The sequence below is a fragment of the Mesorhizobium sp. genome, from assembly GCF_004962245.1.
Classification (GTDB): Bacteria; Pseudomonadota; Alphaproteobacteria; order Rhizobiales; family Rhizobiaceae; genus Mesorhizobium.
The window spans coordinates 1-13,436 of the sequence record NZ_SUHQ01000014.1 but is presented as its reverse complement, the minus strand read 5'-3'; the positions used below and the strand labels follow the sequence as shown (position 1 = coordinate 13,436).

11 protein-coding genes and 1 tRNA gene are annotated in these 13,436 nt (G+C 64.5%); 6 read left to right on the top strand and 6 right to left on the bottom strand.

The genetic code is table 11. The annotated features are described in order from the left end of the window. The first annotated feature begins 114 nt into the window (after positions 1 to 114). From E5X88_RS16215 to E5X88_RS16195, 5 genes are all read left to right on the top strand, one after another. Positions 115 to 906, top strand: a complete 792-nt coding sequence (locus tag E5X88_RS16215) for a cyclase family protein (RefSeq protein WP_292162978.1) — start codon at positions 115 to 117, stop codon at positions 904 to 906. 313 nt (positions 907 to 1,219) lie between these two features. Continuing rightward, positions 1,220 to 2,791: an NAD(P)/FAD-dependent oxidoreductase gene (locus tag E5X88_RS16210; RefSeq protein ID WP_292162973.1), complete on the top strand. Its 1,572-nt coding sequence runs from the start codon at positions 1,220 to 1,222 to the stop codon at positions 2,789 to 2,791. After that, a complete protein-coding gene (locus tag E5X88_RS16205; protein WP_126037474.1) occupies positions 2,791 to 3,270 on the top strand; it encodes a MarR family transcriptional regulator in 480 nt (159 codons plus the stop codon). Before E5X88_RS16210 ends, E5X88_RS16205 begins: the two co-directional genes overlap by 1 nt. 47 nt (positions 3,271 to 3,317) lie before the next feature. Beyond that, complete coding sequence (locus E5X88_RS16200; RefSeq protein WP_292162970.1) at positions 3,318 to 5,471, top strand: indolepyruvate ferredoxin oxidoreductase subunit alpha; 2,154 nt, start codon at positions 3,318 to 3,320, stop codon at positions 5,469 to 5,471. Continuing rightward, a complete protein-coding gene (locus E5X88_RS16195) occupies positions 5,464 to 7,062 on the top strand; it encodes an indolepyruvate oxidoreductase subunit beta family protein (RefSeq protein WP_292162968.1) in 1,599 nt (532 codons plus the stop codon). Before E5X88_RS16200 ends, E5X88_RS16195 begins: the two co-directional genes overlap by 8 nt. 89 nt (positions 7,063 to 7,151) lie before the next feature. Here the strand turns inward: E5X88_RS16195 and E5X88_RS16190 are convergent, their stop codons facing one another. From E5X88_RS16190 to E5X88_RS16170, 5 genes are all read right to left on the bottom strand, one after another. Continuing rightward, positions 7,152 to 7,607 (bottom strand): pyridoxamine 5'-phosphate oxidase family protein, encoded by a 456-nt coding sequence (locus E5X88_RS16190; RefSeq protein WP_292162967.1) that lies wholly within the window; start codon positions 7,605 to 7,607, stop codon positions 7,152 to 7,154. Positions 7,608 to 7,978: 371 nt separating this feature from the next. Next, positions 7,979 to 8,572 carry a DUF2380 domain-containing protein gene (locus E5X88_RS16185; RefSeq protein WP_292162966.1) on the bottom strand — a complete coding sequence of 198 codons (594 nt, stop codon included), beginning with the start codon at positions 8,570 to 8,572 and terminating at the stop codon, positions 7,979 to 7,981. Between the two features lie 129 nt (positions 8,573 to 8,701). Continuing rightward, complete coding sequence (locus E5X88_RS16180; protein ID WP_292162964.1) at positions 8,702 to 9,028, bottom strand: hypothetical protein; 327 nt, start codon at positions 9,026 to 9,028, stop codon at positions 8,702 to 8,704. A 64-nt stretch (positions 9,029 to 9,092) separates the two neighbouring features. Beyond that, positions 9,093 to 9,518: a globin family protein gene (locus E5X88_RS16175; protein ID WP_292162962.1), complete on the bottom strand. Its 426-nt coding sequence runs from the start codon at positions 9,516 to 9,518 to the stop codon at positions 9,093 to 9,095. Positions 9,519 to 9,833: 315 nt separating this feature from the next. Further along, positions 9,834 to 9,909, bottom strand: a tRNA-Thr gene (locus E5X88_RS16170). A gap of 354 nt (positions 9,910 to 10,263) precedes the next feature. Here E5X88_RS16170 and E5X88_RS16165 point away from each other — a divergent pair. Next, complete coding sequence (locus tag E5X88_RS16165; RefSeq protein ID WP_292162960.1) at positions 10,264 to 11,562, top strand: hypothetical protein; 1,299 nt, start codon at positions 10,264 to 10,266, stop codon at positions 11,560 to 11,562. An 84-nt stretch (positions 11,563 to 11,646) separates the two neighbouring features. Here E5X88_RS16165 and E5X88_RS16160 read toward each other — a convergent pair whose 3' ends face one another. Beyond that, complete coding sequence (locus E5X88_RS16160; protein WP_292162958.1) at positions 11,647 to 13,248, bottom strand: cisplatin damage response ATP-dependent DNA ligase; 1,602 nt, start codon at positions 13,246 to 13,248, stop codon at positions 11,647 to 11,649. Positions 13,249 to 13,436 lie beyond the last annotated feature (188 nt).

The window sequence follows — 13,436 nt, the reverse complement described above, 5'->3', positions numbered from 1 at the left end:
CAACCCATTTCCTTTATGCTTAAAGATAATTGCAGATGCATATGTTTTCGTCTAGTAGGATATTAAGGGCCGCAACGAGCCTTCAGAGCCATCCAAGAAGAGGGAACAGAGACCATGGACACGCAACAACTCCTCGGCGAGGTCGCCGGCCAGCTTCTTTCAGGCGCCATCCAGGTGGTCGACCTGACGGCCCCGCTCGGGCCCGACACGCCATTGATCAAGCTGCCGCCGGAATTGGCGGTGGACACGCCGAAGGTCGAGATCCACGCGATCTCCGCCTATGACAAGAATGGACCGTGGTGGGCATGGAACTGGCTGAAGCTCGGCGAGCATTCGGGCACGCATTTTGACGCGCCACAGCACTGGATCACCGGCAAGGATTATCCGGACGGCGCCACCGACACCATTCCGGCGCAGAACTTCGTTGGCCCGGTCAATGTCATCGACTGCTCGAAGCAAGCCGCAGCCGACCATGACTTCCTGCTCACCGTCGACCATATCAAGGCCTGGGAAGCCGAGCACGGCGCTATCAACGCCGGTGAATGGGTGGTGATGCGCACCGACTGGTACAAGCGCAACGGTTCGGAAGCCGAATTCCTCAACGCCGACGAGACCGGACCGCACACGCCCGGACCGACGGCCGAGGCCATCCAGTTCCTGATCAGCAAGGACATCAAGGGCTGGGGCAGTGAGACGATCGGCACAGATGCTGGCAAAGCAGGGGGAATGGAGCCGCCATTCCCGGCGCACAGCCTGATGCACAAGGCCAACCGCTATGGCCTCGCCAGCCTCTGCAACCTCGACCGGCTGCCGCCGAAGGGCGCGATCCTGATCGCGGCACCGCTCAAGATCGAGCACGGCACCGGCAGCCCGATCCGCGCGCTGGCGCTTGTGCCACGGCAATAGGACGAGGTGGCGGTCTTCGGGAGAAGATCATGCTCGCAGGCAATGTCGAAGTGATGGGTAGGGGGTGGCAGCTTGGCAAGGCTGCCGCTCTACGGCGCCCCCCTCTGTCCTGCCGGACATCTCCCCCACGAGGGGGGAGATTGGTAGCTTCGGCGCCCGGCTCATTCCTGCGACGTTGGAGATTGGCGAAGGCGGTGGTGACGTCCGATCTCCCCCCTCGTGGGGGAGATGTCCGGCAGGACAGAGGGGGGCACGAAGGAATGCCAACCCGCGCAATTGAATTCCACCTCCTTTCGACCGGGAGCAATCGTCGATGAACGCGGCCGACCACATCATCGTCGGCAGCGGCATCAACGCGCTGGTCTGCGCGGCGATGCTTGGCGGCAAGGGCGCGAAGGTGCTGGTGCTCGAGCGCAACGATCGCATCGGCGGCTGCATGCGCACCGAAGAGATCACCGCGCCCGGCTTCATCCATGACGTGATGGCCACGACCTTCGTCCTGTTCATCACCTCGCCGGCCTATGCGGCGCTGGGCAAGGACCTGGCGCGGCACGGCCTGGAGTTCTGCAACACCGGCACGCCCACGGGCGTGCTGCGGCCGGACGGCAGCCATGCCATCCTGCGCACCGACCGCGCCGCCAATGTTGCGGCGGCCAATGCGCTTGCCGCGGGCGACGGCGACCGGCACGGCAGCGATGTCGGGGAGATCGAGCGCAATGCCGGCCTGCTGTTCGGGCTGCTCGGCGGCAGCCTGTGGTCCTACCCAACGACAAAGCTCCTCGCCGGTGAGGCATGGCGGCGAAGCCCGCGCAATCTCGCCGCCTTTCTCGGCCAGGCGTTGGTGCCGGCGCGCGGCTGGCTGGAAAGCACCTATCAGTCCGAAACCACCCGCGCGCTATGGGCGCCCTGGGTGCTGCATGCCGGCCTCGGGCCCGAAGATGCGTTCTCCGGCCAGATCGCCAGGGTTATAGCCTTTGCGCTCGAAGCTGCCGGCGCGCCGATCGTCAAGGGCGGCGCCAGAAACCTGCTGGCCGCTTTCGAGGCGCTGATCAAGGAACGCGGCGGCGTGATCCGGACTGAGGCGGACGTAGCCTCCGTCATCCAGAGCGGAGGCCGTGCAACCGGCGTGCGGCTGGCGTCGGGCGAAACGGTCACCGCGAAGAAGAGCGTGATCTGCTCGGTCACGCCGACCCAGCTTTACGAGCGGCTGCTCGGTGACGCGGCTCCGAAGGCCGACGTCGAAGCAGCGCAAAAATACCGCTACGGCAAGGGCAATTTCCAGATCCACTATGCTTTGGACAGGCCACCCGCATGGCGCGGCGACGGCCTCGACAAGGTCGCGCTGCTGCACCTGACGCCGGGGCTCGACGGCGTCTCGAAAGCCTGCAACGAAGCCACGCGCGGCATGCTGCCGGAAGTACCGACCATCTGCGTCGGCCAGCCGCATGCGCTTGATCCGTCGCGCTGTCCGGACGGCAAGGCGATCCTGTGGCTGCAGCTGCCCGAGGCGCCACGCATCATCAAGGGCGATGCCGCCGCCAAACTCGAGACGCCGGCCGACGGCCGCTGGACCGATGCGCTGCGCGAAGCCTATGCGAACCGTGCCGAAGCTATCCTCGCCAGCCATATCGACGGGTTCAAGGAGAGCGTCATTGCACGCCGCGCCTATTCGCCGGCCGATCTGGAAGCGATGAACATCAATCTGGTCGGCGGCGATCCCTATGGCGGCTCCTCGACCATCGACCAGTCGTTCCTGTGGCGGCCGTTCAAGACGAGCCGCAATCACGACACCGGGGTCAAGGGCCTCCACCATATCGGCGCCTCGACCCATCCGGGCGCCGGGCTTGGCGGCGGTTCCGGCTTCCTGCTGGCGGGGAGGCTGTGATGGAACAGAAGGTTGAAAAGCGCCAGCGCATCTCCACCTTGGGCCAGATCGGCCTGCAGCAGTTCGCGCCCTATCTGATGAACCGCATCATGGGCCGCTACAACGCCACCTTGCGCGACGATTTCCGCAAGCAGGGCCTGACCATTCCGCAGGTGCGCACACTCGCCGTGCTGTCGGTCACCGACGGCGTCACCGTCAACGATCTCTCGGTCTATACCGTGATCGAACAATCCACGCTGAGCCGGACGCTCGACACGCTGGAAGGGCAAGGGTTTGTGCGGCGGGAGCAGGGAGTCACCGACAGCCGCATCCGCCATGTGTTCCTGACCGACGAGGGTCGTGCCGAGTTCACCCGCGCCTGGCCAGCCATGCATGACGCGTTCGAGGCGATGTTCGACGATGTCGACGATGCCGAATACGCGGCGCTGATCGCCACACTGCAGAAGATGCTGAAGAACATTCGCAAGCACGACATTTGACGATCTCACGCGCCGCCAGATTTCGGCGGTAACGGAAGGAGCCAAAAATGGCCGAACGGTCTTTTACCAAGGAAGTCGAGAAGCTCAGGCTCGGCGCCGGCGAAGAGTTTTCCGGCGAGGGCATCCTCGCCATCACCAAGGCGCTGCTGCAGTGCGGCGTCGGCTATGTCGGCGGCTATCAGGGCGCACCGATCAGCCATCTGATGGACGTGCTGGCCGACGCGCAGGACATTCTGGGCGAACTCGGCGTGCATTTCGAAGCGAGCGCCTCGGAAGCGACCGCGACCGCCATGCTGGCGGCATCGGTGCACTATCCGATCCGTGGTGCAGCCACCTTCAAGTCGACGGTCGGCACCAATGTCGCGTCGGACGCGCTGGCCAATCTCGCTTCCGGCGGCGTCACCGGCGGCGCGCTGATCATCGTCGGCGAGGATTACGGCGAAGGCTCCTCGATCATGCAGGAGCGCAGCCATGCCTTCGCCATGAAGAGCCAGGTCTGGCTGCTCGACCCGCGGCCGAACCTGCCGTCGATCGTCAAGGCGGTGGAGGACGGCTTCGAGCTGTCCGAGGTCTCCAACACGCCGGTCATGCTGCAGGTCCGCATCCGCTGCTGCCATGTCCATGGCCATTTCATCGCCAAGGACAACAAGCGGCCGGCGATGACAGTGGCCGATGCGCTCGACGCGCCGCGCCGCGACACCGGCCGCATCGTGCTGCCGCCCGCCTCCTTCCTGCATGAGAAGGAAAAGGTGCAGAAACGCTGGCCGGCCGCGGTCGATTTCATCCGCAGCAACAAGATCAACGAATTCTTCGGTCCCGAGCACGGCTCGGTCGGCATCGTCATGCAGGGCGGCATGTACAATTCGGTCATCCGGGCGCTGCAGCGCCTCGGCCTCGCCGACACCTATGGTGTGACAGACGTGCCGCTCTATGTGCTCAATGCCGTCTATCCGCTGGTCGATGACGAGTTCCTGTCCTTCTGCGAAGGCAAGGACGCCGTGCTGGTGGTCGAGGAAGGCCAGCCCAACTATATCGAGCAGGCCTTTGCCGCGATGCTGCACAAGGCCGGGCGCGGCACCAAGCTCGTCGGCAAGGAACATCTGCCGATGGCCGGCGAATACACCGGCCAGGTCATGCTCGACGGCATCGGATCGTTCCTGCGCGCCACCATCCCGCATCTGCTGCCAAGCGAGGTCCGCGCGCCGAACAAGATCGGCGACGGGCTAGATACCGCCGACCTGGTCAACGTCGTTCCGGGCCGCCCGCCCGGCTTCTGCGTCGGCTGTCCGGAACGGCCGATCTTCGCCGCCACCAAGCTGGTCGAGCAGGAGCTCGGCAAGCACCACATCGCCTCCGACATCGGCTGCCATCTGTTTTCGATCATGCCGCCTTTCGAGCTCGGCGCCACCACCATGGGTTACGGGCTCGGGCCGGCCTCCGCCTCGGCCTTCAATTCGCCGGATGCCAAGCGCCGCTCGATCTCCTTCGTCGGCGACGGCGGCTTCTGGCACAACGGCCTGACCTCGTCGATCGGCAACGCGGTGTTCAACAAGAACGACGGTGTCATCGTCATCGTCGATAACTTTTACTCGGCCGCCACCGGCGGTCAGGACATCCTCTCGTCTCGCGCCGGCAACAAGACCAAGTCGACGAAGCACCCGATCACCGAGGCGGTGAAGGGCATGGGCGTCAAATGGCTGCGCCACATCGACCGCACCTACGATGTCACCAAGATGCAAGCCACGCTGCGCGAGGCGCTGACGACGGAGGAGAAGGGGCCGAAGGTCATCGTCGCCTCGTCGGAATGCATGCTCAACCGGCAGCGTCGCGAGAAGCCGCTGGTCGACAAGGCGATCAAGGGCGGCGAGCGGGTGGTCAAGCCCAAGTTCGGCGTCGACGAGGATATCTGCACCGGCGATCACGCCTGCATGCGGCTTTCCGGCTGCCCGTCGCTGTCGGTCAAGTCGCTCGACGACCCGCTGCGTGACGATCCGGTGGCGCATATCGACCAGAGCTGCGTCGGCTGCGGCAATTGCGGCGAGGTCGCCGATGCAGCAGTGCTGTGCCCGTCCTTCTACCGCGCCGACGTGGTCCACAATCCGAGCCGCTGGGACCGTTTCCTGGAAGCCGCGCGCCGCGCCACGATCAGCCTCTTGCAGCGGCGCCGTGAAGGCCGGCGCTTGACATTCGCCGATGCTTGAGGCCGTCCCCTCAGCGCGCGCGAAAGCCGGTGCTCCCGAAGACGAGCGCGTCATCAAGCTCGCCGTGCTGGCGGTCGGCGGCCAGGGCGGCGGCGTGCTGGCCGACTGGATCACCGACGTCGCCGAGCGCAATTTCTATGTCGCGCAGTCGACCTCGGTCGCCGGCGTCGCCCAGCGCACCGGCGCCACCATCTACTATGTCGAGATGTGCCGCGACACCGGCCGGCTGCCGGTCTTCGCGCTGTCGCCGTCGCAGGGCGACGTCGACATTTTGATCGCCGCCGAACTCATGGAAGCCGGCCGCGCCATCATCCGCGGTTTCGTCACGCCCGAGCGGACCACGCTGATCGCCTCGTCGCACCGCATCGCCGCCGTGTCGGAAAAGATCGAGCCTGGCGACGGCCGGGCCTCGTCCTCAAAGGTGCATGCCACGGCTGAAGCAGCCGCCAAGCGCTTCATCGCCTTCGACATGGAGAAGATCGCCGCCGACAATGGCTCGATGATCTCGGCCAGCCTGCTCGGCGCGCTGGCGGGGTCCGACGCCTTGCCGTTCACGCGCGAGAGCTACGAGCAGGCGATCGGCGCCGGCGGCCGCGGCGTCAAGGCCAGCCTCGCTGCCTTCGGTGCCGCCTATGATCGCGCGCGCGGCATCGCGAGTGCGCCGGCGCCGGGCGACAGGATCGCAGAGCCGAAAGCTGCCGAAACCGGCTCGGGCGCGGCGGCAAAGGTGAGCGGCCCGGAAAGCCTCTTGAAGGGCTGGCAGGCACTGGCCGCCCGGGTCGATGCGCTGCCCGAACCTGTGCGCGACATGGCGCTTCGTGGGCTGAAAAAAATCGTCGACTATCAGGACATCGCCTATGGCGGCGAGTATCTCGACCGGCTCGACCGCGCCGTCGCGCTGGACGATGCCGGTCATAGTTATGCGCTGTCGATCGCTGCGGCAAAGCATCTGGCCAACGCCATGTGCTACGACGACATGATCCGCGTCGCCGATCTGAAGACGCGCTCGACGCGCGACCAGCGCGTGCGCCGCGAGGTCGGCGTCAAGGACGGTTCGATCCTCCAGGTGACCGAATATTTCCATCCGCGCATCGAGGAATTCTGCGGCACGCTGCCGGCCGGCCTTGGCAGCTACATCGAAGCGCGGCCGAAGCTCGCCGCCTTTCTCGACCGCCGCATCAACCGCGGCCGCCGCATCCGCACCGACAGTTTTGCCGGTTTTGCCGCGCTGTGGTTCATCGGCGGCCTGCGCCGCTGGCGCCGCCGCCTGCTGCGCCACAGGGTCGAGACCGAGCATCTCGAGCGCTGGTACGCGCTGGCGCTTGAGTATGTGCCGGCGGACTATGCGCTGGCCATCGAAATCCTCAACTGCCGCCGGCTGATCAAGGGCTACAGCGACACCCATGTCCGCGCCCAGTCGAAATTCGACCGGGTGCTGTCGGCGCTGGATATGGTCAAGGGCCGCGCCGATGCCGCCGACTGGATCAGGCGCCTGCGCGAAGCCGCGTTGAAGGACGAGAAGGGCGACCTGCTCGACGGCGCGCTGAAGACGGTGGCGACGCTGGGCGACGGCTCCGCCTCGTCCAGCTGATCAGTGAGATCGGAACAACTCCGGACCAGCGTCGCGCAGCGTCCCGCACCGGAGGAACGCAACGGCCGCCTCCTCCCGGGCACAAGCGCTTAACAAGTCACAAGGTCCGTGTGGCCGAAGCCCTTGGAGTAATCGAGCACGGAGATGACCGTCGGCGTGACGCGGAATATGCGGACATCCTCCGGGGTCGGCATCGGAACCGGCAGTGGCGCGACCTGCTCGGGATACTTCAGCGGAAGCATACGCAAGATCTTGGCCGCTTCGGCCGGATCAGCCACCTCTTTCGCGTGCGCCGCCATGGACAGGCCGGTAATCGCCATCAGATCCGGAGTGTCGTGATCGATCGTCACCGACACCCGGTCATCGCGCGCCAGATTCGCCGCCTTTTGGCTGTCCAGGCCGCAGAGGAAGTAGAGGGTGAGGCCTTCGTTCACGTAGCCGACGGTCGTCGCCTGCGGCCAGCCATCCGGCCTTAGCGTTGCAATCGTCATGATCCGGTGTTGGTCCAACAGCGTCAGGATCTTCTTTCTGAGCTCTTCGTCCATCGGTCGTCTCCATGATCGCGGGCAATTCAAAGGCGTAGCAATCATCCGGCCACCCAACTGCTTTGGCGTTGATGCAAGTCAAACCATGGAGTCAAACAAACCAGGCACCGTTGACGCGATCGAACACGGAGCCTTCAAACGGCGGCGACTGGGGGGTATCGCCAGTGCGAAAAATCCGCGCCCTTGGCTTTCATCACCCGCGGTCATTTCCCTGGAGAAGTCGAGCCGGTGAGGATTGCGCCGCGCTCGGCGGCCGCAGCGGCGGTGACACCCACAACAATGCGATGGGAGCATTCCTGTCTGTCTGATCACCGGCGCTGCTGCGTTGCCGCCGGGGGACCCATTTCGGTCGCCGGACTTCCTGCGGAACCCTACGGAATGCAGTGCTTCTCGATGTCGCGCACCGTGAACTCTGCGGCTCGTCGCCACGCTTCGTCGGTATCTCCCCGGTAAGTCAGGTATCGATCGCATACAGCCTTGTTGTTGTTCAAATCCAGCACTGCGAACTTCACCCAGCCAACCAGCGTGCTCATCTTGTGCATCTGACCGATCAGGAGATATTTCGCGCGGGCTGTTTTTGCCTGCTTCGAGAGATCGACAAGGCCGGGGTCCTTGATGGTGCACTGTTCTGCCTGACAAGGTAACGCGACGAGGTCGATCTTCTTGTTGTCCGAAAGGGCATCCTGCAACGTAACGCCAAATGCCTTCAGCCGCGCTTGGTGTTCGGCGGTCTGGTCTCTGACTTCGCCGGATGTATCCTTGAACTCGAAATCCGCGACAGCGAGGGTCGCGGGCTCGACGACGTCGGCAAAAGCGGCCGACGCAAGGACACCAGCGCCGATCAGTGTCAGGAGAAATTGTCCGCACCCAAGAAGTCGAAATCGAACTTCCGCGCATTGCACCCTGAGCATCTCGTCCTCCAAGGTTGGGACGATAGCCATCCCGATGGCGGTGCCGATTGCCACTTCGCGTCGTTGGAGGCGCGGAAGCAAGGGCAAGACTACCCGGTTGCGCCGCGACGTCAACGTTCCGCCGTTGCGGTCGATGAGCTCTGGCCGCTGCGCGAGATGCAAGAGCCCGTGGAAACGAGCCGCTTACTGGGTGGGTTCCACCTTCGCGACAACGAGCTTGCCTTCGGCGCGCGAGATTTCGAGTGCCTGGCCGGGGTCTTTGAACGCGCCCGGTACCGAGATCACGACCGCCTGGCCCTCGGTGAGGGTCGCGACGAAGCGCACGGGCAGGGTCTCTTCGCCCGCCGCCATCGTGGTGACCACCCGATAGCCGTCGTCCGCCTCCGTGTAATAGACGACGCCGTGGAAGTTGCCGAGATCGACGGTCCCACCCTGACGGGCCGTGAGTTCGCCGGCAGAAGCCGAACTTGCCGCCACGCAAAGCGCTGCAATAGCTGTGTTTCTGAACATCGTGTTTCTCTCCATCTAGAATTAGGTTCGGTTGGATGGCCGCCTTCGGCTGCACCCTATCAAGTCACGCTGCGAGCTGATCCTCGCGGGCAGCCGCGATCATCACACCCGCGAGCAACCCGTAGGCTGCCTCCCAAGCCTCGCGCACCGGCGGCGTAAAAGCCGTGCCGAGGCCGGCCGCCAGCGTCTCGATGAGCGCTTGTCCGACGATCGGGTAATGATGTTCCTTGACGCCGTAAGTGACGTGACGCTTGGCGAGCACGCGCACCGTCGGGAGGATGGTGTCCGCCCGGTCCAGTCCGTGCACGACGAAGCCCAGGCTCGCCATCAGCTTGGCGCCTTGCTTGGTCATGTCCCTCACCGGAAACAGCGCGCGAAGATCCGCATCGATCGCGAACAGGCGTTCGTAGAACAGAGCGGCGGCGGCCACGCGTATCGGGACGACCTCGCGAAAACTATCCTGGACAAGTCTGATCTGGTCGGGTGTCATCGGCGACGCTCCTGCGTTTCTTGGAGCCCGACCATCGCCCCAAAGCGTTTCGCTTGCATGTCGCCTGCGCGTAGATGTGTTTCAGTTGTGTCTCAGATGGCTTTCATTTCAGCTCATTTGTTTTCAACTCCCCTTTGTGGCCTGTCCTGACGGCGGTGCCTGGAAGTTGTGCGATGTGACCAAACATGTCGGGCGACCGTTCCCGAACAGTCCTCGTCCCGGTGATGGCCGCGTTTGAAATTGAGAAAGGCGAAGGGGCGCCTGCGGCGACGCGAGGCACGGACATACGGCGGACATGGGGATTATCTGAGCTTTTGGTGCCGCTTGCGTGACTCGAACACGCGACCCCATCATTACGAATGATGTGCTCTACCAACTGAGCTAAAGCGGCCCGGGAAGCCGGAGCCTCCAAGATGCGCTGGGTGATAGACGCAACCGGCCGCGAATTCAAGATGGGCAACCGCGAATTCAAGATGAGACTTGGCAATTCATGTCGCGCCCTTGCCGGTCCATAAGCGGCGGCAGCGCAAACCTGAAGCGGTTGCCCTGACCGGCAGGTTGCGCGACGCCACCTTGGCTCTGGGACGGGAAATCGGCGAAATATGTTGATTCCGTTGCCGAAAAACCTCTGAAATAGGCCTTGGATGCACCGGCAGGGCAGAATGCGGCCGCTGGCCCGTTGATTGATTGGTCGGCTGCGGCTAACGATCATGGCAGTGTGGGCGAACGTGCAGAGGGACTTTGCTTGGACGCGATCGAAAAAGCGATCCGGAACGCCTTCGAAAAAGGCAATGCCGACGACCGGGCGTTTCGCGAGAGGGTCTATCGATCGGCCTTCGCCGCACTGGACCGTGCCCTGCAGGCCAACCAGGGCGTGACGGTGGAAGTCGCCATCAAGCACCGCAAGGCAGTCCAGGCCAAGATCACCGAAATCGAATCCGAGTTTCTGCCAGCGGTTCGCGATGTCGGCCTGCAGGCCGATGATGACGCCGCAGCATCGGCGGTGGAGCAGCCGGCTGATAGCGGAACCGAAGCCGAATCTGCGCCGCCGTCTGACGTCGTCGGCGGCGGTCCGATGGAGCCTCAGGCCGATAGCGCGGTCGAAACCGAACCTGCGCCGCCGCCTGAGGTCGTCGTCGACGGTCCGGTGGAGCCTCAGGCCGATAGCGCGGTCGAAGCCGAATCTGCGCCGTCGCCTGACATCGTTGTCGACGGTCCGGTGCAGCCTCCTGCATCCGACGCGCCCCGGTCGCGCGTCTTACCGGTCGTTCCCGATATCATGCCCGAAGCGGTTTTCGCCGGTGTGCCGGAGATCGACATGTCGACCCCTGCATCGGCTGGAGACGACGACGCAGAGGTGATGCCCGACCGCGACGAGAGGCGGGTGAGGGGCCGCCGTCTGCCTCTCACCGCGATCTTCCTCGGTGTTACACTGCTTGCCGCTGCCGGCATCGGCCTCTATTTCGCTGCGCAGACCGGCGTCTTCAAGTCGGCCGCCCAACTCGATACGGCCCCGCCGCAAACGCCTCCGACGGTGGACGACGATGATTTCACGCCGCCAGGCGAAACGGCCTCGCCGCTGAATCCCGGCGAGCCCGATGAGGGTCGCGACTGGATCAACGTGTTTTCGCCGAGCGACCCGACGCTTGTCAGTGCGCCTTCGGATGCCAAGGCCGAAGTCATGCAGGACGAGAGCGGTTCCTTCCTGCGCATCCGGTCGGGCGCCTCCGGCTCGGCCATCAGCTTCGACGTCGGGCAAGGCGTGTTGGAAAGGCTCGCCGGCAAGCACGCCGTGTTCGACATCATCGCCCGCTCCGAGGAAGGCAAGGAGACGCAGATTTCCGTCGATTGCAATTTCGGCGAACTCGGCGATTGCGGCCGCAAGCGCTACGCGGTCGGCCGTGAGAACAACGAATATCTGTTCGACGTGCGCTTTCCCGACAAGCGTCCGGGTGCTGCCGGCACCATCGCCATCAATTCCGACTTCGACCAGCAGGGCAAGTCGGTCGACATCTACGAGATCCGCGTCTCGGTCGTTCCGTAGAGCATCGAACCCAAAAGCATGCCCACGGGCTTGACCCGAGGGTGGAAACCGGTTTTGCGAAAATCCGATGCTCAAACAAAAGGTCTAACTATCGAGCAGCGCCTGCAGCGTCTCGATGCGGTCGGCTTCGGCCGCCGGCTTGTCCCAGCGCAGCCGTGAAATGCGCGGAAAGCGCATGGCGACGCCCGACTTGTGCCGTGTCGAGCGGTTGAGCCCTTCGAACGCCACCTCCAGCACGAGGCCTTGTCTGCGGTCGGCCCGCACCGAGCGGACCGGGCCGAAACGCTCGACCGTGTTGTCGCGGACATATTTGTCGATCTGCCTCAGCTCCTCGTCGGTGAAGCCGAAATAGGCTTTCCCCACCGGCACCAGTTCCTCCGATCCTTCCGGGCCGGACCAGACGCCGAACGTGTAGTCGGAATAAAAACTCGAACGCTTGCCGTGGCCGCGCTGGGCATACATCAGCACGACGTCGACCGTGTGCGGATCGCGCTTCCATTTGAACCATGGGCCTTTCGGCCGGCCAGTGAGATAAGGCGAATCCCAGCGCTTCAGCATGACGCCTTCGATGACCGGGTGCAGCGGCTTGCGGCGCAAATCCTCCAGCGCCTGCCAGCCCTCGAATTCGACCAGCGGCGACAGGTCGAACCGGCTCGGTTCGAGCATCCTGACGAAGGCCTCGAGCCGGCCGCGCCGCTCGCGGAAAGAGTGCGCCCGCAGATCCTCGTCGCCGATCTGAAGCACGTCGTAGCAGCGCATGAACGCCGGGTATTGCTGTTGTATCTTCGGCGCCACGCTCTTGCGGTTCAGCCGCTGCTGCAGGTCCGAGAAGGTGCCCGTCGCCTGCCGGGGATCGCCGACCAGAAGCTCGCCGTCGAGGGTGCCGGAAAAATCCATCGCCTCGGCGAGATCCGGAAAGGCGCCGGAAACATCGTCGCCGGTGCGCGAATAGAGCCGGCGAATGCCGCCTTCCGATACCGCCTGGACACGGATGCCGTCCCATTTCCACTCGGCGGCGTAGTCGGCCGGGTCGAGCTTTTCGAGGTCGCCGTCGCCGACGGGGTTCGACAGCATCACCGGCCGGAACAGCGCCAGCGCCGTCTTTTCGGGCTTTTCGGCCTTGCCTTCCAGCCAGGCGAACAGTCCGGCATAGGGCGGCGTCAGCCCGTGCCAGAGCTCCTCGATCTCGGCGATGTCGACCTTGCCGAGATCGGCCAGCGCCTGCTTGGCCAGCCGCGCCGAGACGCCGATACGCAGGCCGCCGGTGACGAGCTTTATGATGGCGAAGCGCGCCGAGATGCTGGCGCTGTCGAGCAGCCTGGCCAGCACTTTCGGCCCGTCGGAACGGCTCGCCGCCTGCAGCTTTGCCACGACCTCGGCGAGCGTCGGCTCGTGGTTCGCGATATCCGCGGGCGATTGCGGCCAGACCAGCGAAACGGTTTCGGCGAGGTCGCCGACATAGTCGTAGGAATAGCCGAACAGCACCGGATCCATGCGTTCCATGACCAGCGTGCGCAGCATCGCCGGCTTGACCGCCGCGATGGTCAGGTCACCGGTGATGGCGGCCAGCGCCAGGCCGCGATCCGGATCCTCGACGCCGCGGAAATAATCGGTCAGCAGCGTCAGCTTGCCGTTGCGCGACGGCGTCAGCACGAGGCGGTCGAGGAGTTCGGCGAAGCGGTTCATGAGGGTGCCAATGAACGAGGTTTGCGTTCTGTCGCGCCCCCCTCTGTCCTGCCGGACATCTCCCCCACTTGGGGGGAGATCGGACGGCGCCGCCGGTTTCGCCAATCACAAACCTCGCAAAGAGAGCGCTGCTGCTGAAGCTGCCAATCTCCCCCCAAGTGGGGGAGATGTCCGGCAGGACAGAGGGG